22 protein-coding genes and 1 pseudogene are annotated in these 22,984 nt (G+C 61.0%); 21 read left to right on the top strand and 2 right to left on the bottom strand.

The annotated features are described in order from the left end of the window. Positions 1–114 precede the first annotated feature (114 nt). From V5B59_RS03680 to V5B59_RS03670, 3 genes are all read left to right on the top strand, one after another. Entirely contained in the window at positions 115–1,755 is a 1,641-nt protein-coding gene (locus V5B59_RS03680; RefSeq protein ID WP_332351598.1) for a 3-(methylthio)propionyl-CoA ligase, read from the top strand. Between the two features lie 216 nt (positions 1,756–1,971). Further along, positions 1,972–2,532 carry a caspase family protein gene (locus V5B59_RS03675; protein ID WP_332351597.1) on the top strand — a complete coding sequence of 187 codons (561 nt, stop codon included), beginning with the start codon at positions 1,972–1,974 and terminating at the stop codon, positions 2,530–2,532. A gap of 153 nt (positions 2,533–2,685) precedes the next feature. Continuing rightward, positions 2,686–4,221, top strand: coding sequence for a DUF6399 domain-containing protein (locus V5B59_RS03670; protein ID WP_332351228.1), 1,536 nt, complete (start codon positions 2,686–2,688; stop codon positions 4,219–4,221). Here the strand turns inward: V5B59_RS03670 and V5B59_RS03665 are convergent. Continuing rightward, on the bottom strand, positions 4,218–4,340 hold the full coding sequence (locus tag V5B59_RS03665; RefSeq protein ID WP_332351596.1) for a hypothetical protein: 123 nt from the start codon (positions 4,338–4,340) through the stop codon (positions 4,218–4,220). The genes V5B59_RS03670 and V5B59_RS03665 overlap by 4 nt on opposite strands. Here V5B59_RS03665 and V5B59_RS03660 point away from each other — a divergent pair. The 13 genes from V5B59_RS03660 to truB all read left to right on the top strand — a co-directional run bounded on the left by V5B59_RS03660 (position 4,284) and on the right by truB (position 17,845). Next, positions 4,284–5,372 carry a caspase family protein gene (locus tag V5B59_RS03660; protein WP_332352169.1) on the top strand — a complete coding sequence of 363 codons (1,089 nt, stop codon included), beginning with the start codon at positions 4,284–4,286 and terminating at the stop codon, positions 5,370–5,372. The genes V5B59_RS03665 and V5B59_RS03660 overlap by 57 nt on opposite strands. Positions 5,373–5,522: 150 nt before the next feature. After that, positions 5,523–6,359, top strand: coding sequence for a 3',5'-nucleoside bisphosphate phosphatase (locus tag V5B59_RS03655; protein ID WP_332352168.1), 837 nt, complete (start codon positions 5,523–5,525; stop codon positions 6,357–6,359). A gap of 16 nt (positions 6,360–6,375) precedes the next feature. After that, positions 6,376–7,002, top strand: coding sequence for an L-threonylcarbamoyladenylate synthase (locus tag V5B59_RS03650; protein WP_169070969.1), 627 nt, complete (start codon positions 6,376–6,378; stop codon positions 7,000–7,002). 10 nt (positions 7,003–7,012) lie between these two features. Continuing rightward, a complete protein-coding gene (locus tag V5B59_RS03645) occupies positions 7,013–7,660 on the top strand; it encodes a site-2 protease family protein (RefSeq protein WP_169070970.1) in 648 nt (215 codons plus the stop codon). Between the two features lie 17 nt (positions 7,661–7,677). Then, positions 7,678–8,880 (top strand): tryptophan--tRNA ligase, encoded by a 1,203-nt coding sequence (locus V5B59_RS03640; protein ID WP_169070971.1) that lies wholly within the window; start codon positions 7,678–7,680, stop codon positions 8,878–8,880. A 219-nt stretch (positions 8,881–9,099) separates the two neighbouring features. After that, entirely contained in the window at positions 9,100–9,942 is an 843-nt protein-coding gene (locus V5B59_RS03635; RefSeq protein WP_169070972.1) for a segregation and condensation protein A, read from the top strand. Next, positions 9,920–10,522 (top strand): SMC-Scp complex subunit ScpB, encoded by a 603-nt coding sequence (scpB, locus tag V5B59_RS03630; protein ID WP_169070973.1) that lies wholly within the window; start codon positions 9,920–9,922, stop codon positions 10,520–10,522. The genes V5B59_RS03635 and scpB overlap by 23 nt, the downstream gene beginning before the upstream one ends. Beyond that, complete coding sequence (locus V5B59_RS03625; RefSeq protein WP_169070974.1) at positions 10,512–11,501, top strand: pseudouridine synthase; 990 nt, start codon at positions 10,512–10,514, stop codon at positions 11,499–11,501. The genes scpB and V5B59_RS03625 overlap by 11 nt, the downstream gene beginning before the upstream one ends. A gap of 127 nt (positions 11,502–11,628) precedes the next feature. Further along, entirely contained in the window at positions 11,629–12,096 is a 468-nt protein-coding gene (rimP, locus tag V5B59_RS03620) for a ribosome maturation factor RimP (protein ID WP_034919962.1), read from the top strand. A 14-nt stretch (positions 12,097–12,110) separates the two neighbouring features. Further along, the gene (nusA, locus tag V5B59_RS03615) at positions 12,111–13,583 is read left to right on the top strand and encodes a transcription termination factor NusA (RefSeq protein ID WP_169070975.1); all 1,473 of its coding nucleotides are present in this window, start codon (positions 12,111–12,113) and stop codon (positions 13,581–13,583) included. Positions 13,584–13,604: 21 nt separating this feature from the next. Continuing rightward, complete coding sequence (infB, locus tag V5B59_RS03610; RefSeq protein WP_034913268.1) at positions 13,605–16,541, top strand: translation initiation factor IF-2; 2,937 nt, start codon at positions 13,605–13,607, stop codon at positions 16,539–16,541. Continuing rightward, a complete protein-coding gene (gene rbfA, locus V5B59_RS03605; RefSeq protein WP_034913270.1) occupies positions 16,542–16,928 on the top strand; it encodes a 30S ribosome-binding factor RbfA in 387 nt (128 codons plus the stop codon). It begins immediately after the preceding gene. 23 nt (positions 16,929–16,951) lie between these two features. Continuing rightward, the gene (truB, locus tag V5B59_RS03600) at positions 16,952–17,845 is read left to right on the top strand and encodes a tRNA pseudouridine(55) synthase TruB (RefSeq protein WP_034913272.1); all 894 of its coding nucleotides are present in this window, start codon (positions 16,952–16,954) and stop codon (positions 17,843–17,845) included. A 27-nt stretch (positions 17,846–17,872) separates the two neighbouring features. On the opposite strand, the pseudogene V5B59_RS03595 reads toward truB, so the two are convergent. Next, a pseudogene (locus tag V5B59_RS03595) lies at positions 17,873–18,594 on the bottom strand (phage integrase N-terminal SAM-like domain-containing protein); the annotation flags it as partial. 618 nt (positions 18,595–19,212) lie between these two features. On the opposite strand from V5B59_RS03595, the gene V5B59_RS03590 reads away from it, so the two are divergent. The 5 genes from V5B59_RS03590 to V5B59_RS26095 all read left to right on the top strand — a co-directional run bounded on the left by V5B59_RS03590 (position 19,213) and on the right by V5B59_RS26095 (position 22,917). Continuing rightward, positions 19,213–19,773, top strand: a complete 561-nt coding sequence (locus V5B59_RS03590; protein ID WP_169070977.1) for a hypothetical protein — start codon at positions 19,213–19,215, stop codon at positions 19,771–19,773. A 95-nt stretch (positions 19,774–19,868) separates the two neighbouring features. Next, entirely contained in the window at positions 19,869–20,660 is a 792-nt protein-coding gene (locus V5B59_RS03585; RefSeq protein ID WP_169070978.1) for a hypothetical protein, read from the top strand. A 106-nt stretch (positions 20,661–20,766) separates the two neighbouring features. Continuing rightward, positions 20,767–21,333 carry a hypothetical protein gene (locus V5B59_RS03580; RefSeq protein WP_332351595.1) on the top strand — a complete coding sequence of 189 codons (567 nt, stop codon included), beginning with the start codon at positions 20,767–20,769 and terminating at the stop codon, positions 21,331–21,333. Between the two features lie 728 nt (positions 21,334–22,061). Further along, complete coding sequence (locus V5B59_RS03575; protein WP_332351594.1) at positions 22,062–22,487, top strand: hypothetical protein; 426 nt, start codon at positions 22,062–22,064, stop codon at positions 22,485–22,487. A 178-nt stretch (positions 22,488–22,665) separates the two neighbouring features. Beyond that, a complete protein-coding gene (locus tag V5B59_RS26095) occupies positions 22,666–22,917 on the top strand; it encodes a transposase (RefSeq protein ID WP_408612944.1) in 252 nt (83 codons plus the stop codon). Positions 22,918–22,984 lie beyond the last annotated feature (67 nt).

Raw genomic sequence — 22,984 nt, 5'->3', positions numbered from 1 at the left:
AAGTCATGACCTTTCCCTCTCCCCCGACCCCTCCCCCATGAGGGGGGAGGGGAGATTCGTGAGTCGCTGACGCGACTTTTACATTAACCTCGACCGATACAAGGAGAATACCTCATGCTCAGTGGACTCATGCAGGAGCGGCCGCTGTTGATTTCGTCGCTGATCGAACACGCGGCACGTTGCCATCCACAGGCAGAGATCGTTTCGCGTACCAGCGAGGGGCCGCTGCATCGTTGTACCTATGCCGACATCAGCCGCCGTTCCAGGCAGGTGGCGAACGCACTGACCGCGCTGGGTGTTGCACCGGGCGAGCGGATTGCCACCCTGGCGTGGAATGGCTACCGGCATATGGAGTTGTATTATGGCGTTTCAGGGATGGGAGCGGTTCTGCACACCATCAACCCGCGCCTGTTCCCGGAACAGATCGAATACATCGTCAGGCATGCCGAAGACCAGTTCCTGTTCTTCGACCTCGGTTTCGTGCCACTGGTCGAAAAGCTGGCGAAAGCGGTTCCCGGCGTTCGCGGTTTCGTCGTCATGACCGACCGGGCGCACCTGCCGGTATGCAACATTCCCGGCCTGCTCTGCTACGAGGAACTGCTCGGCGCCGCGTCCGACGCCTACGACTGGCCGCAGTTCGACGAACACACCGCCTCGTCGCTGTGCTATACCTCCGGAACCACCGGCAACCCGAAAGGCGTTCTCTATTCGCATCGCTCGTCGGTGCTGCACGCGTGGGCCGCCTGTGCGGCCGATGGCCTGGCCATCGGCGCGGCGGAAACCCTCCTGCTGGTGGTCCCGATGTTCCACGTCAATGCCTGGGGAATGCCCTACGCCGGCGCCATGAGCGGCGCCCGGCTGGTGATGCCCGGCCCGGCGCTCGACGGCAAGAGTGTCTATGAACTGCTGCGCGACGAGCGGGTGACGCTGGCACTCGGCGTACCCACGGTCTGGCTGATGCTCCTGCAGTATGTCGATGGCGCCGGCCTGAAGCCCAGGGACGAACTATGCCTGCGCCGCGTCGTGATTGGGGGTTCATCGGCTCCGCGCACGATGAGCGAAGCCTTCGCGAACGCTTTCGGGGCTTTTGTCGTCCATGCCTGGGGAATGACCGAGATGTCACCGGTCGGAACGGTCTGCAATCTGCTGCCCAAGCACGAGGGCTACACGCTTGGACAGCGACTGGACATCCAGGAGAAGCAGGGGCGGGCGGTCTATGGCGTCGAGATGAAGATCGTCGACGACCAGGGCAAGCGCCTGCCGCAGGACGGCCAGGCCGCCGGCCACCTGCTGGTGCGCGGTCCGTGGATCACCTGCGGCTATTACCGGGACGAGGGCGGCAGCATCGTCGATGCCGATGGTTTCTTCGACACCGGCGACGTCGCGACCATCGACAGCGATGGCTACCTGCAGATCACCGACCGTTCGAAGGACGTGATCAAGTCCGGCGGCGAGTGGATTTCGTCGATCGCGCTCGAGAATGCCGCGGTGGCACACCCGGCGGTCGCCGAAGCGGCAGTGATCGGCGCGGCGCACGACAAATGGCAGGAAAGGCCGCTGCTGGTGATCGTCAGGAGGCCAGGCCAGGCGCTGACCCGCGAGGCGATGCTCGAGTTCCTGCAGGGCAGGGTGGCGAACTGGTGGATCCCGGACGATGTCGCCTTTGTCGACGAACTGCCGCATACCGCGACCGGCAAACTGCACAAGCTGAAGCTGCGGGAGATGTTCAAGGACTATCGTCTGCCATCGGCGTGAGCGCAATGGAAGTTGGTGATGGGCGGCATCTGGCATAATCGGTCCCACAGCGTTTGACCATGTGTGTGCCCATCAACCAAACGGTCATGACTTTAGAAGACACCCCCGATGATGAAAGTCATGACCGTTTCCCCTCACCCCCGACCCCTCCCCCGCGAGGGGGGAGGGGAGATTCGAGAGTCGCTCGCGACTTTCATAGTAAGGAAAGCAGACTCCATGAAGCCACCACGCCCTGCCCAAAAAGTCACCGCACTCTGTACCTGTTTGGCGCTCCTTGCACCTCTGAGCGCCTCGGCTGTCGCGCCTGAAGCGGCAGCGGGACGAATCGCCCTGGTGATCGGCAACGGCGCTTATGTCGCCTCACCGCTCGTCAACCCTGCGCGCGATGCGCGCGCGGTCGCCGAACGCCTGCGCGATGCGGGGTTTCGCGTGACGCTGAAGGTGGACGCGCCGCGCCGCGAATTGCAGGAAGCCATCCGCGGCTTCGGCGACGCGCTCGCGCGCGACAACCGGGCGGTTGGTGTCTTCTACTACGCGGGCCATGGTGTCCAGCTCAACTGGCGGAATTTCATGCTGCCGGTGGATGTACGCATCACCCGCCCGTCGGATATTGCTGCGCAGGGCGTCGACGTCGGCCTCTTGCTCGAAAGTCTCGGGCGTGCGCGCAATCCGCTCAATCTGGTGATTCTCGACGCCTGCCGCAACAATCCCTTTGGCAGCGATTTCCGCACGGCTTCCCACTTAAAGCGGGACAGTCATGCTACCGATAGAGTCTGAGGATGAAGGGAGCTGAGGAGATGGGAACTGGTTGCCGCATCTCCTGTATCATCAGTTTTATGACAAAAAAACTCTACGACTCAAGCCATACGGACAACCAGCCGCGTCATTTTTGCCGCACTTACAGACCAGGGAAAACGAAGCCTGCGTGCAGTGGGGGAATTAATTCATCGCCCGAAAAGCAGTGTTCATCGCCACCTGCAAGCGCAAGCCCGTAGGAACCGACATCCTGAATCGGGGTTTTGGGAAACCGAAGAGGGGGAGGCATGGCTGAGATTGCTGGTATTTGCTGTGCTGTACACGTTCGGGCTGCAACATCATGTGGGGGCGGGTGCCTTGTCGGATTTCTTCCAATTGATCCGCCTTCATACCCATGTGGGGGTGTCTCCCAGCGCCTTGCAGACCCAACTCAGCCGGATGGAAGCGCTGTTGCCCCTGTTTCAGCAACAGTGTGAAGCCTCGGTACCGACGCGGACACGCCAAGCGGTGGTGGCCGCGGATGAGACGTTCTTTGGGGAGATTCTGATCTTGGTGCTGATGGATTTGTCCTCGGGCTACCTATTGCTGGAGTCGATTCAGAAGGACCGGGGTTTCGATACCTGGTTTGCCCAGGTGACCCCGCGCCTGGAAGCACTGGGTATCGAAGTCAACCACGCCATCAGTGACCGGGCGAAGGCCCTGATCAAATTAGCGGTCACAGGCTTTGAGTGTACCTCGGGCGCGGATACGTTCCACGAGCAATATGGCCTCAGTCGCTGGTTGTCACCGGCCTTGGGACGTCGAAAAGCCAAGGCGGATCAGTGCTGCGAACTGGCCCAGAAGGCCCTTGATCAGCCGTCGCGCGGAGCCAGTACCGAGGAAAAGGCGGCTTTGGCGGCACAACAGGCCTGTGCCTGGGAAGCCCGCGCGCAAGTGGAACAGGCGCAGCAAGAGTACCAGAAGCAGTTGCTGGGAATCGCCGAGGAAATCCATCCCTTCTCCCTGGAGGAGAATACTCGCACGACGGCGGAGAGCGTAGTGGCAGGACTGGAAACGCGAGCACAGGCCCTGGAAACTCTGGCGGCGCAACAAGGGATCCAGGATACCCGTTCCGCCCTGAAGAAGTTCCGTGCCCAGATCGGCGCCTTATCGAGTCACGTCAGCTTTTGGTGGCTTTGGGTAGAAGAAATCCTGCTGGGCTGGTCTCTGGATGAAGCGACTCGGCAATGGCTGACGAGCAAGCTGTTGCCCGTACTCTATTGGCACTACCAAATGCGGAAAACGCAAAACAGGGTTCACCGGAAACGGTATCAGGAGGCTTGGCAGCGAGCATTAGAGGCCTGGAAAGCAGACCCGTTCCATTCGGGATTCTCCGAGAGTGAGTTGCAGCGCTGGCTAGAATGGGGGGAATGGATGGTGCGACAGTTCCATCGCAGCTCCTCCGCCGTCGAAGGGCGCAATGGCCGCTTGTCCCAGTTGTATCATAACGGGCGAGGTCTGACGAAATGCCGCCTGGCTGCGCTAACGGTTATCCACAACTATGGGGTGAGACGTAGTGACGGCACTATCGCAGCCGAACGTCTGTTTAGCACCTCTTTCCCTGATCTTTTCGATTGGCTGCTCAACCAGATGGGGGAACTTCCCTTACCGAGGAAGTCCCGCCACCGGGTTGTGCATAACCCATTGAAGTTAGAGATTGTCCCGGCTTAAGTGGGAAGCCTTTCCGCACCGACGACCGGGGTCTCTCGCAGCTCGACGCGCCGCCCGGCACGCTGCTGGCCTACGCCACCGCACCCGGCAACACCGCCGACGACGGGGAGGGTGCGCATGGGCTGTACACCGAGAATCTGCTGAAGGAAATGAAAGTGCCGGGCGCACCGGTCGAAGACGTCTTCAAGCGCGTGCGGCTGGCGGTGCGACGGGCTTCCGAGGGCGCGCAGATTCCCTGGGAGAGCACCTCGCTGGAAGGTGATTTCGCCTTCGTCGCTGGCAGCGGTCGCGACCTGAGCCGCGAGCAGAAGGAGTTCGAAGCCGATCTGGCGACCTGGAACAGCCTGCGCGAAGCGAAAGATCCCGAGCCACTGGAGGCCTTCATCCGGCAGCGGCCGAGTGGCAAGTTTGCCGAGCTTGCGCAGCATCGACTCGACGCGGTCCTGCGCGAGCGCGGCGAAAAGCCTGTCCAGGCAGCGCCACCGCCGCCGCTCGGGCCGGAAATGTGCGTGCCGGGCGCTGCCGACGGCAAGGCCGCTTCCTACAGCGGCAAGGTGGTTTCGTTCCGCCCCGGCGAGCGTTACACGTATCGCACCGTCGATCTCGTCAGCCAGACCGAAACCGCACGCAGCACGGATACCGTTCTCAGGATCGCCGGCGACGAGGTGTTGTACAACGACGGCAGCAAGGTGAGCGACCTGTTCGGCAACAATGTCCGCGCTCCTGACGGCACAAGCTGGACACCCTACCAGTTCTTCATCAACGACTACGCGCTCGGCAAGCGCTGGCCGGCACAGTTCATCGTCACCCGGGCGGATGGCACGAAGGTCAATGTGCGCTTCGAGTTGCGTGTCGCCGCACGCGAGCGGATCACCTTGCCTGCCGGAACTTTCGACAGTTACCGCATCGAAGCCCGCGGCGTCGACCTGGGCAGCGGCGTTCAGCTCGACCGCACGGCCTGGGTCGCTCCCGAGAGGATGCGCGGCTTTCTGGCGATGGAAAATCTGGTTCGCAAGGGCGGAGCGGTGGTCGGAGGCGAGCGGATCGAGCTGGCCGACTACGCTGCCGGCGCTGCCCTGGCGACCCCGGACGCTGCGCCATCGGCAGCGAAAAAGGCGAAGGATCCTGGAGGCTGGCGACCGTCCTATTAGTGATCAGAAGGGCGCTTACGACCGGGCGTTCGTTGCTCCTTCGGCAACGCGCCATATTCAGGGCTGCATGAGCGGCGCAAGTGACCGGGTGCAGGCCTTTGCCTGTGTTATCATGTGCAGTTGCCGATTTCCGGCCGCCCCTACTGGCCTATCCACGTGCTCAACTGCGATCTCCATTGTCATTCCACCTGCTCGGACGGTCTCCTTTCTGCGGACGACCTGGTCCGTCGAGCAGCGGCGAATGGTGTGGACATGCTGGCGCTCACCGACCACGATGACCTCGATGGCCTATCGCCGGCGCGGGCAGCGGCGGAAGAACTGGGGATGGCCTTCGTCAACGGCGTCGAGATCTCGATCGAGTGGGAGACGCTGCAGATTCATATCCTGGGTTTCGCTTTCGACAGCGCCGATCCGGTATTGAACGACGGTCTGGCGACGATTCGCTCGGGCCGGATCGAGCGTGCGCGGCGCATGTCGGCGGCGCTCGAGAAGGTCGGCATCGCTGGTGCTTTCGAAGGCGCGATGCGTTATGCGGCCAACCCGAGCCTGGTCAGTCGCGCGCATTTTGGTGGCTATCTCGTTGAAAATGGCGTCTGCAAGGACCTGCGCAGCGTCTTCGAGTCGTACCTGGTTCCTGGTCGGCCGGGTTATGTCGATCATCGCTGGGCGACGCTGGCCGATGCGGTGCGCTGGATTCTTGGCGCCGGCGGGATTGCAGCGGTGGCGCACCCTGGGCGCTACAAGCTGTCGCGCGCCGAGATGCGGCGCTTTCTCGGCGACTTCAAGGCCTTGGGCGGGCAGGCGATCGAGGTCATGTCGGGGAGTCATACGCAGGAGCATGTGGAGGTTTTCGGGCGCCTGGCCAGGGAGTACGATTTTCTGGCGTCGCGCGGCTCCGATTTTCACGGGCCGGGCGAGAGTTATGTCGATCTGGGCAAACTGGCACCACTGCCGGATGGGCTGAAACCCGTCTGGCAGATGTTCTGAGCGACCGGAAGGCATCATGGCTCAGTACATCACGATTCATCCCGATAATCCGCAGGCAAGGCTGCTGCAGAAGGCCGCCGAAGTCGTCCGTCAGGGTGGCGTCATCGCACTGCCGACAGACTCGAGTTACGCCCTCGGTTGCCATCTCGGCGACAAGGCCGCAGTCGAACGAATTCGCAGTCTGCGTGGTGTCGATGACCGTCACCACCTGACACTGATGTGCCGCGATCTGTCGCAGATCGGTCAGTTCGCGCGTGTCGACAATGCCCGCTACCGCTTGCTCAGGGCGACGACGCCGGGCAGCTATACCTTCATTCTCGAGGGAACCCGCGAATTGCCACGGCGCGTCCTGCACCCCAGGCGCAAGACCATCGGGCTGCGCATTCCGGCGCATACGGTCACGCTGGCCTTGCTCGAAGCGCTTGGCGAGCCATTGCTGACTTCGACCCTGATCGTCGCCGGTGATGAAGATCCACTGACCGAAGGCTGGGAAATCCGTGAACGGCTCGACAGCCAGATCGAATTGATCCTCGACGGTGGCTATTGCGGGATCGAGCCGACGACCGTGGTTGATCTGACCGGTGCGCTGCCGCTGCTGGTGCGCGCCGGGCTCGGCGCGCTGGCGCCGGTGGGTTTGGACTGAGGAACGAGGCATGGACCCCACTGTTTTCATCCTGGCTGCGTTGCCGGTAATCCTCGCGATCACCCTGCACGAAGCTGCCCATGGTTATGTAGCCCGCCATTTCGGTGATCCGACGGCCTGGCAGGCCGGGCGGATCACGGCCAATCCGCTCAAGCATATCGATCCGGTAGGGACGATCCTGGTGCCGGCGATCATCCTGCTGCTGTCGACGGGAGGCATTCTGTTCGGCTGGGCAAAACCGGTACCGGTGAATTTCGGGCGTCTGCATCACCCGAAGCGTGACATGTTGTGGGTGGCCGCAGCTGGCCCGGCGGCCAATCTCGCAATGCTGCTGTTCTGGGCGGCGCTGATGAAGCTGGCCTTGCTGCAGACGCACAGTTTTTTCAGTTTGCCGATGCAGGTCATGGCTCATTACGGAATGGGGGTGAACATCGCGCTGATGGTACTCAACCTGTTTCCACTGCCACCACTGGATGGCGGGCGGATTGCCGTCAGCCTGCTGCCGCCAGAAGCCGCCTGGCGCTTTGCGCAAGTCGAACGCTTCGGCTTTCCGATCATGTTGTTGCTGCTGTTCACCGGTGTTCTGAGTTCGCTTCTGACACCGGTGATGCGAGTGCTTGAAGCACTGATCGAGATCCTTTTTCAATTACCCTCCTGAACCGCCAAAGACAGAACATGTACGCAGAACGAGTCCTCTCCGGGATGCGCCCGACCGGCAGCCTGCATCTCGGCCACTACCACGGCGTGCTGAAGAACTGGGTGCGGCTGCAATATGAGTATCCCTGTCTCTTCTTCGTTGCCGACTGGCACGCCTTGACCACCCAGTATGACGACCCGCAGGGCATCGTCGATGCTACCTGGGAGATGGTCATCGACTGGCTGGCAGCCGGTGTTGACCCGGCACGGGCGACCCTGTTCATCCAGTCGCAGGTGCCCGAACATGCCGAACTGCATCTGCTGCTGTCGATGATGGCGCCGCTGGGCTGGCTGGAGCGCGTGCCGACCTACAAGGATCAGCAGGAAAAACTCGAGAACAAGGATCTGTCGACCTACGGCTTTCTCGGCTATCCCTTGCTGCAGTCGGCCGACATCCTGATCTACCGGGCCGACAAGGTGCCGGTGGGCGAGGATCAGGTGCCGCACATCGAGTTTTCGCGTGAGGTGGCGCGCCGCTTCAATCATCTCTATGGACGCGAACCGGGTTTCGCGGACAAGGCCAGGGAGGCGGTCAGGAAGCTCGGGTCGAAGCGGGCGCGCCGTTATGAAGAATTGCGCACGCGTTTCCAGCAGCAGGGCGAGCAGGCGGCGATCGAGCAGGCACACGCGCTGCTGGACGAGGTTCATGACCTTTCGCACGCCGACCGCGAGCGCCTCCGTGGCTACCTCGAAGGCACCGGCAAGATGATTCTCGTCGAGCCGGGTGCGCTGCTGACCGAGGCCTCGCGGATGCCTGGGATCGATGGCCAGAAGATGTCGAAATCCTACGGCAACACGATCACGCTGCGCGAGGACGCCACCTCGGTGACGCAGAAAATCCGGCGCATGCCGACCGACCCGGCGCGGATTCGCCGTACCGATGCCGGTGATCCGGACAAATGTCCGGTCTGGCAATTGCATCAGGTGTATTCGGACGCGGCCTGTCAGGCCTGGGTGCAGCAAGGTTGCCGCAGCGCCGGCATCGGTTGCCTGGACTGCAAGCAGCCGGTCATCGACGCCATCTTGCGCGAGCAGGCACCGATGCGCGAGCGTGCGCAACCTTTTCTGGACGATCCGCAACTGGTGCGATCGATCATTGCCGACGGCAACAGCAAGGCGCGTCATCTCGCGCGAGAAACGATGCGCGACGTGCGTCAGGCGATGGGAATGGACTACCGCTAACGGTCATGACTTTTCCAGGCACCCCCGATCATGAAAGTCATGACCGTTTCCCTCTCCCCCGACCCCTTCCACGGCCCGCGCTGCATCGCGGGCCGGCTGCGGCGGCGCGGAGCGGTGCTCCGCGAAACCCCGCCTGCGCCCCCGCGAGGGGGGAGGGGAGATTCGTGAGTCGCATACGCGACTTTCACATTAAGCAATGGTGCAGTTCGGCGATCCGCGATGAGCGCTAGCGCGACCATCGCCGTGGCAGCGGCACCGATCGAGACTCCGGTCAGTCCGCTGGCCAGAATCTACGGCGAACCGCTGGCGCAGATGCCGCACGACCTGTACATCCCTCCCGATGCGATGGCGGTCATGCTCGACGCTTTCGAGGGGCCACTGGATCTGCTGCTGTATCTGATCCGCAAGGCCAACGTGAATGTGCTCGATATTCCGATGGCGCCACTCACCCTGCAGTATCTGGTTTACGTGGAAGCGATGCGCTCGCAAAACCTCGAACTGGCAGCCGACTATCTGGTGATGGCGGCGATGCTGATCGAGATCAAGTCGCGGATGCTGCTGCCAAGACCGAAAGCCGCCATCGGCGAAGAGGCGGAAGACCCGCGTGCCGAACTGGTGCGGCGACTGATCGAATATGAGCAGATGAAGCTGGCCGCGCAGGCGCTCCATGAACTGCCGCAGGCTGAGCGCGATTTCGACTGGGTCGAGGTCTGGGTCGAAAAGACCCTGCTGCGACGTCTGCCGGAAGTCACGGTGCTGGATTTGCAGAACGCCTGGCGCGGTATTCTGCGGCAGGCCAGACTGCATACCCGGCACCTGCTGCAGCGCGAGGAACTGTCGGTGCGCGAGCACATGACCCTGATCCTGCGTCGTCTGCGCGATGCCGACGGCTTTGTCGAGTTCGTCGACCTCTTCGACCCGACGCTGGGGGCGCCGGTACTGGTCGTGCATTTTCTGGCTTTACTGGAGCTGGCACGTGAACATCTGCTTGAAATGACGCAGGTGGAAGCATTCGCTCCGATCTATCTGCGCTTGGCCGATGCCCACAGTGACTCCCGGTGAAGTGCCGGCAGTGTCGGCAGTGCCGGCCGCGAAACCCCCCGACGTTGCGACAGTGAAACGGGTTCTGGAAGCGGTGCTGCTGAGCACTCGAGAACCCCTGACGCTGAACGACCTGCGCAAGGTATTCGCCGACCAGGTCACTGCCGAGATCCTGCGCGGACTGCTCGACGAGTTGCGCGGCGAATGGAGCGAGCGACCACTCGAGTTGCTGCCGGTGGCGAGCGGCTGGCGTTTTCGGACGCGCGCCGAGTACCTGCCCTATCTGGAACGGCTTCACCCGGAAAAACCACCGCGCTATTCACGGGCAGTGCTGGAAACGCTGGCCATCATCGCCTATCGTCAGCCCGTGACGCGTGGTGACATCGAGGACATCCGCGGCGTGACGGTTGCCACACAGGTGATCCGGGTACTCGAAGAGCGTGGCTGGGTCGAGGTCGTTGGCCATCGCGATACGCCCGGTCGACCGGAACTGCTGGCGACGACCAAAAAATTCCTCGACGACCTCGGTCTTCGCACCCTCGCCGAGCTGCCGGCGCTCGAACAAATCCATTCCACCCTGGAACTTGCTGATGCCCAATAACAAACGCCGCCCAACCGCGGACTTTTCTCGTTCCACTCCTCGTTCGCCACGTCCAGCCGCGCCGGCATCGCTAGCAGCGGGGCAGCGACGACCACCGGCAGCTCCTCTGGAGTCTGCTGACCCGGCCAGGAAAGCACGCCCGGCACCAGGAGCGAGCGCCGGCGAGTCGGCACGGCGCACTCGTCATCTGGAGACTGCAGGCAAGCCGGAACGATTGCACAAGCTGCTGGCCAACAGCGGCATCGGCTCGCGCCGGGAGATGGAAGCACTGATTGCCGCCGGTCGCATCCACGTCAATGGCGAACCGGCGCAGCTCGGTCAGACGGTCAGTCCGGGCGACCGGATCAAGGTCAATGGCAAGCTGGTGCAGTTGCGCTTCTCCGACCGCTTGCCGCGGGTGATCCTCTATCACAAGCCCGAAGGCGAGATCGTTTCGCGCAACGACCCGGAGCATCGGCCGAGCGTGTTCACCTCGCTACCGCGGATGTCGGCCGGACGCTGGGTGGCGGTCGGCCGTCTCGATTTCAACACCAGTGGCCTGCTGCTCCTGAGCACCTCGGGGGATCTCGCCAATCGACTGATGCATCCGCGTTATCAGCTGGTGCGCGAGTACGCGGTGCGCATCCTCGGCGACTTGCCCGACGATGCCCGCCGGCGTCTGCTCGATGGCATCGAACTCGACGACGGTCCAGCGAAGTTTGCAAGCTTTCAGGAAGCTGGCGGAGAGGGTGCCAATCGCTGGTATCGCGTGTCCCTTTTCGAAGGTCGCAACCGTGAGGTGCGGCGCATGTTCGAAGCCGTCGGCGTCGTCGTCAGTCGCCTGATGCGTGTTCGCTTCGGTCCCTTTGTGCTGCCGCCGAGCCTGAAGCGGGGGCAGGTCTACGAACTTCCCGAGGCCGAGGTAAAGAAGCTGCTTGCCGACTTCGGCATGGCGACTGCCGAATCCGGCCGCCCGCCGCGGCGGCCGCGACCCGCTTGAGAGTACTCTTCCGATCACAGGCTGATTTACCCCTGCCGATATTTTCGTTATAATCCAAGGGTTTTCCGCTCGCCCCTCAGGGGCAATTTTCGGGGATGGGCTATTCGCCCATTTTTTATTTGCAGCCATGGATGTGCACGAACTACTTGAAATCACGGTGACTGGTCTCGGCTACGAGCTGGTGGACGTGGAACGTAGCCCGCGTGGCCGCGTTCTGCGCGTCTTCATCGACAAACCGGAAAAGCCGCGTGGCGTGGATATCGACGACTGTGCGCTGGTCAGCAATCATCTGTCACGCGTGCTGACCGTCGAAAACGTCGACTATGATCGTCTTGAAGTTTCTTCGCCGGGGATCGACAGACCGCTGAAGAAAGCGTCTGACTTCGAACGTTTCGCGGGTTCGGAAATCAGTCTCAAGTTACGCCTGCCCTTGAACGGTCGGCGCAATTTCAGTGGCGTCCTGCTTGGCGTGCACGACGGCAAGGTCCGTCTGCAGACCGATACAGGCGAAATGGAGTTCGATCGGGTCAATCTGGAAAAGGCACGGGTAATTCCCAAGTTCGACACGATGAAATCGGGCGAGAAGCCGGTTTAGGAGGTAATGAAGAAATGAGCCGCGAAATCTTGCTGCTGGTAGATGTTCTGGCACGTGAAAAGAACGTGACCAGAGACATCGTCTTCGGCGCGCTGGAGTTGGCGCTGGCATCGGCTACCAAGAAGCGCGTCCACGACGACGCCAATGTACGCGTCGCGGTTGATCGCGAAACCGGTGATTTCGAAACTTTTCGGCGCTGGGAAGTCGTTGCCGACGAAGACTTTCTCGACGAGGAACAGCAGGTGTCGCTGTCGGAAGCCCAGAAGCAGGATCCCGAGGTTGAGATCGGTGATTATCTGGAGGAGTCTCTCGAACCCATCGACTTCGGTCGCATTGGTGCGCAGGCTGCCAAGCAGGTGATTCTGCAGAAGATTCGTGACGCCGAGCGCGAACAGGTGCTGAGTGAATTCCTGGCGCGCAAGGAGCATCTGGTAACCGGGACGATCAAGCGCATGGAGCGCGGCAATGCGATTGTCGAAACCGGCAAGATGGAAGCAGTGCTGCCACGCGATCAGATGATTCCGCGCGAGAACCTGCGCATGGGTGATCGTGTCAAAGCATATTTGCTGCGCATCGACCGATCCGCCCGCGGTCCGCAACTGATCCTGTCGCGTACCGCTCCGGAGTTCATCATTCAGCTCTTCGCGCTGGAAGTCCCGGAAGTCGATGATGGCCTGCTGGAAATCAAGGCTGCTGCCCGTGACCCCGGCATGCGCGCCAAGATTGCCGTCAAGTCCAATGATCAGCGGATCGATCCGATCGGTACCTGCGTCGGCATGCGTGGATCGCGAGTCACGGCGGTGACCAATGAACTGGCCGGTGAAAGAGTTGACATCGTTCTCTGGTCGGCTGATCCTGCACAGTTCGTGGTTGGCGCGCTGGCGCCGGCTGAAGTCAGCTCGATCATCGTCGATGAAGACAAGCACAGCATGGACGTGGTCGTCGACGAGCAGAACCTGGCAATCGCCATTGGCCGTGGCGGCCAGAATGTTCGCCTGGCTTCGGAAATGACCGGCTGGACGATCAACCTGATGACCGAGGAAGAGTCGAAGACCCTGGTCGAGGCCGAGGCGGCGGCGATTCGCGTGCTGTTCATGGAGAAACTCGATGTCGACGAGGATGTGGCGAACATCCTCATCGACGAAGGCTTTTCGACTCTCGAGGAAGTGGCTTATGTACCGCTGCACGAAATGCTCGAGATCGAATCCTTCGACGAGGCCACCGTCCAGGAGTTGCGCGAGCGGGCGCGTAACGTTCTGCTCACCGAGGCCATTGACACCGAGGAAAAAATCGGTAACGTCGCCGAGGATCTGCTGGGCCTTGAAGGGATGGACAAGTCGCTGGCCGGAAAACTGGCTGGTAATGGCATCAAGACGCGCGACGATCTCGCCGACCTGGCAGTCGACGAACTGACCGAGATGACCGGCATTGATGCGCAACGGGCCAAACAACTGATCACCACGGCGCGTGCGCACTGGTTCGAGTAAGCGGGAAAGAGGGGAATTCATATGGCGCAAACGAGTGTTGCCCAATTTGCCATACAGCTGAAGATGCAGGCTGGTTCGCTGCTCGAACAATTGCATAAAGCCGGTGTGGCCAAGAAACAGGTTGATGACCTGCTGTCCGAGCAGGACAAGTCGAGGTTGCTGGATTATTTGCGCAAGGCGCATGGTCAGACGGATGCGAAGACCAAGATTACCCTGACGCGCAAGGAAACGACCGAGATCCGGCAACACGATTCGCACGGAAAATCGCATACGGTGCAGGTCGAAGTTCGCAAGAAGCGCGTTCTCGTGAAGCGGGAGGCACCCGAAGTCCGCGCCGAGTTGCCACCGGCCTTGCCGAAAGCGGCGGCCGAGGCAGTCGTTGAAGCCAGGGTGGAAGCGCTTGCCGAGATCAGAACTGCGCCGGTCGTCGAGGGGAAAACCGAAAAAATCGAGACGGTCGTCGCTGCGAAAGCCGAAAACGTCGAAAAAGTCGAGAGGGTCGAGAAAAGAGAACCGGTCGTCGAAGCGAAAGTCAAGAAATCCGCACCGCCTGTCGCAGTGAAAGTGGAACCAGCTCTTGCCGTGAAGTCCGAATCGCCGGCCAGGGCGAAAGCCCGGCCGGTGCCAGACCTGCCTGCCGCTACAGCGGCCGCGGCGACGAAAACCGAAGCGCCGGTGGCGGCTGACGCCAAGGTCAGCGCCAAAAAAGTGGTGACACGTGCTTCGATCATCGGCGAGGAGCAGCAGCGCCTGCGCGCCGAAGAAGAGCGGCGTAACGCCGAGTTGCGTGCTCGTCAGGAAGCCGAGTTCAAGAGCAAGCAGCAACGCAGCGCCGACCTCGTACGCCTGAAGCAGGATGCCGAGAACAAGGCGGTCGCGGCCAAGGCGGCCGGGGTGGCCAAGCAGGTTGCCGCCCAGACCGCGAGCGAGCGGCCAGCCGAAGACAAGACACTGCACAAGCCGGTCGCCAAACCGGCGACGGCCGACAAGAAGGTTGCCGAAAAGAAAGCGCCCGAAAAGAAGGTTGCCGACAAGAAGGGGCAATGGAAGAGCGAAGGCGCCAACAAGCGTCCCGGACTCAAGACACGCGGCGCTACTGGTGGCACGGGCTGGCGGGACAACAAGCACGGCAAGCGATCCGGTCGCGGCGTCAGTGACGAAGATGAGCAGCATTCCTTCCAGTTGCCCGTCGAGCCGGTGATTCACCAGGTCTATGTGCCCGAGACGATCTCCGTCGCCGACCTGGCACACAAGATGGCGGTCAAGGCAACCGAGGTGATCAAGGCCCTGATGAAAATGGGTTCGATGGTGACCATCAACCAGGTGCTGGATCAGGAGACGGCGATGATCATCGTCGAGGAGATGGGTCACAAGGCGTTCGCTGCCAAGCTTGACGACCCCGATGCCTTCCTCGACGACAGCGCCATCGAGCAGAAGGACGTGCCGCAAGAAGCACGCGCGCCGGTAGTGACGGTGATGGGACACGTCGATCACGGCAAGACTTCGCTGCTCGACTACATTCGTCGCACCCGTGTGGCGAGTGGCGAGGCGGGCGGCATCACCCAGCACATTGGTGCCTATCACGTGCAGACCGACCGGGGCATGGTGACCTTCCTCGACACGCCGGGTCACGAGGCATTCACGGCGATGCGCGCACGCGGTGCCAAGGCGACCGACCTGGTCATTCTGGTGGTGGCTGCCGACGACGGCGTGATGCCACAGACCAGGGAGGCGATTCACCACGCCAAGGCGGCTGCTGTGCCGATTGTCGTGGCAGTGAACAAGATCGACAAGCCGGGTGCCCAGCCCGATCGAGTGAAACAGGAACTGGTGACCGAACAGGTGGTGCCCGAAGAGTACGGCGGTGACGCACCTTTTGTCCTGGTTTCCGCAAAGACCGGTGTCGGTATCGACGAATTGCTCGAAAACGTTCTGCTGCAGGCAGAAGTGCTGGAACTGAAGGCGCCCAGGGACGCGCCAGCCAAGGGCCTGATCATCGAGGCACGCCTCGACCGCGGGCGTGGCCCGGTGGCAACGATGCTGGTTCTCTCGGGAACGCTTCGCCAGGGCGACATCCTGCTGGCTGGTCAGGTGTTTGGTCGGGTGCGCGCGATGCTCGACGAGAACGGCAAGGTGATCAAGGAGGCCGGTCCTTCGATTCCGGTCGAGATCCTCGGCCTCTCCGATGTGCCCGCGGCCGGCCAGGAGGCCGTGGTACTCGCTGACGAACGCAAGGCGCGCGAGATTGCCCTGTTCCGCCAGGGCAAGTACCGCGACGTCAAGCTGGCCACCAAGCAGGCAGCCAACCTCGAGAGCATTCTCGATCAGATGACCGAGGCCGAGGCCAAGGTCCTGGCGCTGATCATCAAGGCCGATGTGCAGGGTTCTCAGGAAGCGCTGGTACAGTCCTTGCAGAAGCTCTCGACCGCCGAGGTCAAGGTCAACGTCATCCACGCTGCGGTGGGTGCGATCAGCGAGTCCGATGTGCACCTCGCGCAAGCCTCGAAGGCGGTCATCATCGGCTTCAATACGCGTGCAGACGCCGGCGCACGCAAGGCGGCCGAAGCCGCCGGGGTCGACATTCGCTACTACAACATCATCTACGATGCGGTGGATGAAGTGAAAGCTGCGCTGTCGGGCATGCTGTCACCCGAGAAACGCGAAGATGTCACCGGCCTGGTCGAGATCAGGCAGGTCTTCCGCGCCACCCGGATCGGCACCATCGCCGGCTGTTATGTTCTCGAAGGCGTCATCAAGCGCAGTTCGCGTGCGCGCCTGCTGCGCAACCATATCGTCCTCTGGGATGGCGAGATCGAGTCGCTGAAGCGCTTCAAGGATGACGTCAGGGAAGTACGGGCCGGTTTCGAATGCGGTCTTTCACTGAAGAACTTCAGTTCCTACGAGGAAGGTGACCAACTCGAAGCGTACGACGTCACGGAAGTGGCAAGGAGTCTCTAAGTGCCGGCAAACAAGGGATTTTCACGCCGAGACCGGATCTCGGAACAAATCCGCCGCGAGCTTGCCGAGGTGATTCAAAGCGAGCTCAAGGATCCCCGCGTCGGCATGATCAGTCTTACCGATGTCGAGGTGAGTCCGGACTACGCGCATGCCAAGGTGTACTTCAGCAGCATGGCGGGTAGCGACACGCTCGACTCGGTACAGGCCGGCCTGCAGCAGGCTTCCGGGTTTCTGCGCAGCGAGCTGGGCAAGCGCATCAGCATTCACATGATCCCGCAGTTGCATTTCGTTTTCGACGACTCGCTAGAACGTGGCGCCGAGCTATCGAAGCTGATCAGCGAGGCGGTAGCCATCTCGGATCACGGTGAAGAGCCGGACAAGGCCTGAGTTGGGCTGAATCTGAAAAAGTCATGACCGTTCGGAAGAGCTGGCGCCGCGTCGATGGCGTGCTGCTCCTGGACAAGCCGGCCGGCATGTCCTCGAATTCGGCGCTGCAGGCGGCGAGGCGTCTCTTTTCGGCAGCCAAGGCCGGGCACACCGGCACCCTCGATCCTATGGCCAGCGGGCTGTTGCCGCTCTGTTTCGGTGAAGCGACCAAGTTCTCGGTCGATCTGCTGGCGGCCGACAAGACCTACGAAGCGCAACTCCTGTTCGGTGTCCGGACCGATACCGGCGATGCCGACGGCACTGTCGTGATGCGGAGCCCGGTGAGCTTCGGGCGTACCGAACTCGAAGCCGCACTGACCCATTTCCGCGGTCCGATTCGCCAGATTCCACCGATGTACTCGGCGCTCAAGCGCGACGGCAGACCGCTCTACGAGCTCGCTCGCCAGGGGATCGAAGTCGAGCGCGAGGCACGCGCGGTGACGATCCACGAACTGTTGCTGCTTGATTTTTCAGGCGATCGTTGCCGCTTGCGGGTCGCCTGCAGCAAGGGTACCTATATTCGCAGCCTGGCCGAGGATCTGGGCGCGGCACTCGCTTGCGGAGCGCATCTGACGGCCTTGCGGCGGCTTGTTGTCGGGCCGCTGCAGATTGCCGATGCGGTGACGCTCGATCAACTCGCCGCGCTTGCCGAAGAAGCACGCGGAGACTGCTTGCTGGCGCCCGATGCCCTGCTGCAGAGTCTGCCGGCAGTGTACCTGGACGATGTCGCCGGGCAGCGCTTCAGGCACGGGAACTCGGTCACGATCGCCGGTTTGCCGGGGAAATGCCGGGTCTACGCCGAGAATCGCCTGCTTGGTCTCGGCGAGCTTGATGACGCGGGACACCTGCAGCCGCGGCGAGTGCTCGGCGCGCTGTAGGGAGCAAGTGCTGCGCGACTCTACCCCTGTTCGAATGTCGTAGCCGCTATCGAGCAAATGGGTGGCGAAGGAATGCCGCAGCGTGTGCGGGGTGGCCGGTTTGTCGATGCCGGACGCGATGACCGCTTTCTTCATCGCGCGCTGCAGCAGCTTTTCGTCCAGATGATGACGCCTTTCAACGCCGCTGCGCGGATCGACCGAGTAACTTCCCGAAGCAAACAGATACTGCCAGGGCCAGGATGTGCTTGCCCCCGGGTACTTTCGCTCCAGCGCGTCCGGCAGATAGACGCTCGCCTTGCCGACCCGCAGATCATCCTCGAAGAGCAGCTTCCGCTGCTGCAGGTGCTCGCGCAGATTACTTCCATCAAGCGCATTCCGGTGCCGTAAAGGAGACACGCGAGCAGGCCGTAAACGCCGTCCATCCGCTCCAGCACACGCTGAACTTCGCCGCGAGTGAGGACTACCGGCAAGCGTTGGGAGCGTTTGGCTCGCACCACATCGTCGAGCCACGGAAGCTCGACGCCCAATACCTTGCGGTAAAGGAACAACAGCGCCGACAAGGCCTGGTTTTGCGTCGCCGATGCCACCTGCTCGTCGACGGCAAGATGGGTCAGGAACGCCTCCACCTCAGTCGCGCCCATCTCACGGGGATGGCGCTTATGGTGAAAGAGAATATACCTCTTGACCCAGTGGACATATTGTGCTTCAGTGCGTATGCTGTAGTGGCGCAAGCGGATCTGATCACGCACTTGGTCGAGAAGCTTGGGTTGGGAGGGGGAGTTTCCGGTTTCGGCAGGCGTGTTTTCCGGACCGGAAGGTGTCTCTCTCGGCGGTCCTGGGGTGTTTCCTTGTGTGTTTCCTGGTGTGTTCACGGGCAACAATTCGTTATGAATCTAAGCATTGTTCTCACGAGTTCGCAGTATACACATCAATGTGTCTCGGTATACACCTTGACGCGTCTGGAACTACCCCCTGGGAACACCCCTCGCGAAAAAGTAGATTGCACCGAAATCGGTGTTCACTATACGTTGGGCGTTAGCGCCTCAAGAGGTTCGTCGTGTGCTGGGCCGCCGTCCTCGGTTCTTCGGGCCAAGCACGGGTCACCGTGGCGCTTGCCTGCGGTAGCGTGCCCGCCCGAACCAGGGCCGCCTGGGCCGGGGGTGCAAAGGGGAAGCGCTTTCGGTCGGCGCGCTGGCGGCGTGGCGTTTCGGGTCGGGCCGGTCCGTGGCCGCGTCGGCTTGCCACACGAGCGGGAGGTTATTGCGGGTTCCCCGTCCAACTTTTCATTCCACCGGACGCCGGTGCAGCGGCTTTGGCTCTTCGGCAACGCCTCGTCCCGGCGCCGGTAAATTCAAACGTTGGGCGTCATGACGCATCCATATGCTGAGTTCGAAGAGTTCATCGCAGGACTCGCGCGTACCATCCTTCAGCCTCCGATTTCCCTCACTGTGGGAAGTGGCCTGCGCAACCATGTCGTTGGCGCATCCGGTATTCGCCATCAGATCGATGTGTCGTTCGAAGACACCCGTACTGCACCACCCAAGCTGGTGCTGATCGAGTGCAAGCATCTCAATCAGCCCATCAAGTTGGCTCACGTCAAAGTGCTCAAGGCAACACTCGATGACGTCGCTGCCCGGGTTGGAGCAACGTTTCAGGTGCACGGCATGCTTGTATCTCGCAAAGGTGCCCAGGCCGGCGCCATGCGCTATGCCGGTCACTACACCATCGCCCTCCAGCACATCAACAGTGCTGCTGAGTACGACTTCGCATACGACAAATGGCGCGTTGTTGGTCGCTCCGGTGCATCGGCTGCTGTCGGCCAAGCGGTCGCGGAAGGTTACGCACTACGTACCTGCACAGCGTGCGGCAAGCAGTTTCGCGTCATCGACGCGAGCAACGCATGTTCATTCTGTGGCCAGACGCATTGACGCCCAACCCCTCGTTGCACCCGACGGCCTACAGCGGGCTGCGCCCGCTTCCGTCCGCGGGTGAACTCAAACGTTAGATCGCATAGGAGCCATTTGTGCTAAACAGAAAGACAGTGCTTCTTCTGCTAATGCTGATCGCCCCGACGTTCAGTTACGGTATGGACGTAAGGCACGACAAGAAACGGAACGAATACACGACGTTTCTGACCGGAAAAATAGTGCCAGGCGACCTTGCCAAGATTGTCGCGTCCGTTTCTGCACCTGGTAATTTCCCGAAGTACTTCACGCTAGATTCGCCTGGAGGCGACCTTCTGGAGGCAATGAGAATCGGTCAGTTCATCCGCGAGACGGCCACAGGGACCTTCGTTGCGAAAGAATGTTCAAGCGCGTGCGTGTTTCTCCTTGTCGCTGGTACGTCGAGGAGCGCATTGGATGATGCCGCCGTCGGGATTCATCGCCCCTACTTCGAAGCAAAGGAGTTTTCTGGCCTCTCATTGCCAGAGGCGGAAGCAAGGCATCGGCAATTGCGCAGCGCAGCCCGACGCTATCTTGAGAACATGGAGATGACGACCGCTGCAATAGAGAAAATGTTCTCAATTGGCTCTGACGACGTCTATTACCTCACTCCACCTGATAAGGCCCGCTTGCTAGTGGTTCCTTCCGCGTATTCAGAATGGATTCGAGCAAAGTGCTCACCGCCGACCGCGCAGGACACACAACTGTTTAAATCCCGGGGATTCAACATCTTTGCCAAATTCGACAAGGAACCTCCGACTGATCCAGTGTTTTTGGCCTATATCAGTAAGATGGATCGGGCACAGAAGTGCGAGGAAGACCTCGTAAAGCAGGTTCGAGATGCGGCACTGCTCAAGTACCGAGGGAAGTGATGAGTAGAATCCGGGGACAGACCACGGTTTTCTGGCCTAACTTTTCATTCAACCCGGACTGGCGCGATAAAGCCGCGCCAGCCGGTTAATTCAAACGTTAGAGCCCATGAATTCCAGCGCACTTTGGGTCGGCCAAAAAGGCACTGAGTTACTTGTCCATGATCCAGACGCGCAAGTAGCAGGATCCGATCTGGTTGTCCTTTGGAACAAGACAACCCAAGAAGTAGAACTATACAACCGCGATATCTTGAGAAAGAACGTTGCGACGGTGTCTGATTCTCGCGTCTCAGACGAGGCAATTTCCCTGTATTCCGCGTGGCTCGTCAACTTCAAATCGCTGCTTGACGAGGAACGCGTTTATTTAGTTAAGAGAATTGAGAACGAAAAGCGAGAGAAAATTGAAAAGGAAGAACGAGAAAGACAGAAGATAGAGCGCGAAAAGCTAGAAAACCTCAGCCATACGGAGAGGGCGCAGATACATCACGGAGCCTTCTTCGAAAGGAGAGGGTTGAAGAATCCAGGCGTTAGGCCTCGCGGTATGCTGACGCGTCACCGCGTCACCCATTGCTACTCCTGCAAGCATCCACTGGACAACTCAATCGACATTGAGTGCGTCGCCTGCGGATGGATTATTTGTGGTTGCGGTGCATGCGGATGTGGCTATGGGCTCTAACCCTTCGTTGCAGCCGACTCCCGCCAGCGGGCGCGGCTGAACGACACGTTGGGCGTTGGCGCTTCAAGAGGTTCGTCGTGTGCTGGGCCACCGGCCGGGGTTCTTCGGGCCAAGCACGGGTCACCGTGGCGCTTGCCTGCGGTAGCGTGCCCGCCCGAACCAGGGCCGCCTGGATCGGGGGTGCCAAGGGGGAGCACTTTCGGTCGGCGCACTGGCGGCGTGGCGTTTCGGGTCGGGCCGATCCGTGGCCGCGTCGGCTTGCCACACGAGCGGGAGGTTATTGCGGGTTCCCCGTCCAACTTTTCATTCCACCGGACGCCGGTGCAGCGGCTTGGGCTCTTCGGCAACGCCTCGTCCCGGCGCCGGTAAATTCAAACGTTGGGCGTTGGCGCTTCAAGAGGTTCGTCGTGTGCTTGGCCGCCGTCCTCGGTTCTTCGGGCCAAGCACGGGTCACCGTGGCGCTTGCCTGCGGTAGCGTGCCCGCCCGAACCAGGGCCGCCTGGGCCGGGGGGGCCAAGGGGGAGCGCTTTCGGTCGGCGCGCTGGCGGCGTGGTGTCTTTGGTCGGGCCGGTCCGTGGCCACGTCGGCTTGCCACACGCGCGGGGGGTTATTGCTGGTTCCCCGTCCAACTTCTCATTCCACCGGACGCCGGTGCAGCGGCTTTGGCTCTTCGGCAACGCCTCGTCCCGGCGCCGGTAAATTCAAACGTTAGGTCGCAAGGAGAAGATATGCCCGCACCCAAGACCGACGACGAGTTCGAATTCGAGAAGCTAAAGCTTCTCTTCGACTACACGAAGTTCCACATTGGTGTCTATCTCACCGTCGCTGGCGTTTTTGCTGGCTTCATCGCCGCCAATGCCAAAGACTCGAATAGCTTTCTCTTTAAGTTCGACAGACCGTGGCTCATAGCCGCAGTCGCTTTCATTGCAATTGCCGGCTTTGCCGGTGGCGTCCTCGTCAGTAGCATGTGTCACGAGCGTAGCCTCGCCAATTTCTGGAAGAAGAAACTTGGCCCCTTCTGGTTCGAGTGGTGGCCTGCGGAGTGGTGGACGTACATCGAACAGAGAGCCTGGGGTCAAGTCTTGCAATCATGCATCCATGCGCAACCCTGCGCTCCAGGCGGCCGGCCGCATAAAGCCGCGTCCGTCGCCTGACTTTCACGTTAGAGCGTGTTAAAAAACCTAACCTCTTGATTTATAATGATGGCTCATCCGGAAGGCGGGAAGAGATGCCTGTCTGACCCGGGAAAATATTCCATCCGTTTAAACACGCCATTATCTATCTATTATATGAGCAGAGCAACCTACGATTCCGATCTGACGAACGAACAGAATAATAGAGCCGTTCTTGAATAAACGCCATCCGCTCGGGTGGGGGAGACCTCGTCTCGTGAACACACGAGAGGTGGTCAATGCTATTTTTTATCTCCTGAAGACCGGATGTCAATGGCGGAGTTTGCCTCATGACTTTCCCCCATGGCCGGTCGTATTTTACTACTTCAAGAAGTGGCGTAACCAAGGGACCTGGGCGCAATTGAACCAGGCGCTGACCCAATGCTCTCAACGTAACGCGCCATTGTCATAATTTGATCAACGGTCAGATACCCGGTTGCACGTCGGGCAGGCTCCTGGCAAAATGCCTATCCCCTTGA

The sequence above is a fragment of the Candidatus Accumulibacter contiguus genome, assembly GCF_036625285.1.
Classification (GTDB): domain Bacteria; phylum Pseudomonadota; class Gammaproteobacteria; order Burkholderiales; family Rhodocyclaceae; genus Accumulibacter; species Accumulibacter contiguus.
This window is presented reverse-complemented; position numbering and strand designations above follow the sequence as displayed.

Coding starts and splice junctions, on each gene's coding strand:
- V5B59_RS03680 (WP_332351598.1), top strand. CDS start 115: ATGCTCAGTGGACTCATGCAGGAGCGGCCGCTGTTGATTTCGTCGCTG.
- scpB (WP_169070973.1), top strand. CDS start 9,920: ATGCCCACAGTGACTCCCGGTGAAGTGCCGGCAGTGTCGGCAGTGCCG.
- V5B59_RS03650 (WP_169070969.1), top strand. CDS start 6,376: ATGGCTCAGTACATCACGATTCATCCCGATAATCCGCAGGCAAGGCTG.
- V5B59_RS03675 (WP_332351597.1), top strand. CDS start 1,972: ATGAAGCCACCACGCCCTGCCCAAAAAGTCACCGCACTCTGTACCTGT.
- V5B59_RS03635 (WP_169070972.1), top strand. CDS start 9,100: ATGAGCGCTAGCGCGACCATCGCCGTGGCAGCGGCACCGATCGAGACT.
- rimP (WP_034919962.1), top strand. CDS start 11,629: ATGGATGTGCACGAACTACTTGAAATCACGGTGACTGGTCTCGGCTAC.
- V5B59_RS03575 (WP_332351594.1), top strand. CDS start 22,062: ATGCCCGCACCCAAGACCGACGACGAGTTCGAATTCGAGAAGCTAAAG.
- truB (WP_034913272.1), top strand. CDS start 16,952: ATGACCGTTCGGAAGAGCTGGCGCCGCGTCGATGGCGTGCTGCTCCTG.
- V5B59_RS03640 (WP_169070971.1), top strand. CDS start 7,678: ATGTACGCAGAACGAGTCCTCTCCGGGATGCGCCCGACCGGCAGCCTG.
- V5B59_RS03590 (WP_169070977.1), top strand. CDS start 19,213: ATGACGCATCCATATGCTGAGTTCGAAGAGTTCATCGCAGGACTCGCG.
- V5B59_RS03665 (WP_332351596.1), bottom strand. CDS start 4,340: ATGCGCACCCTCCCCGTCGTCGGCGGTGTTGCCGGGTGCGGTGGCGTA.
- V5B59_RS03625 (WP_169070974.1), top strand. CDS start 10,512: ATGCCCAATAACAAACGCCGCCCAACCGCGGACTTTTCTCGTTCCACT.
- V5B59_RS03645 (WP_169070970.1), top strand. CDS start 7,013: ATGGACCCCACTGTTTTCATCCTGGCTGCGTTGCCGGTAATCCTCGCG.
- V5B59_RS03580 (WP_332351595.1), top strand. CDS start 20,767: ATGAATTCCAGCGCACTTTGGGTCGGCCAAAAAGGCACTGAGTTACTT.
- infB (WP_034913268.1), top strand. CDS start 13,605: ATGGCGCAAACGAGTGTTGCCCAATTTGCCATACAGCTGAAGATGCAG.
- nusA (WP_169070975.1), top strand. CDS start 12,111: ATGAGCCGCGAAATCTTGCTGCTGGTAGATGTTCTGGCACGTGAAAAG.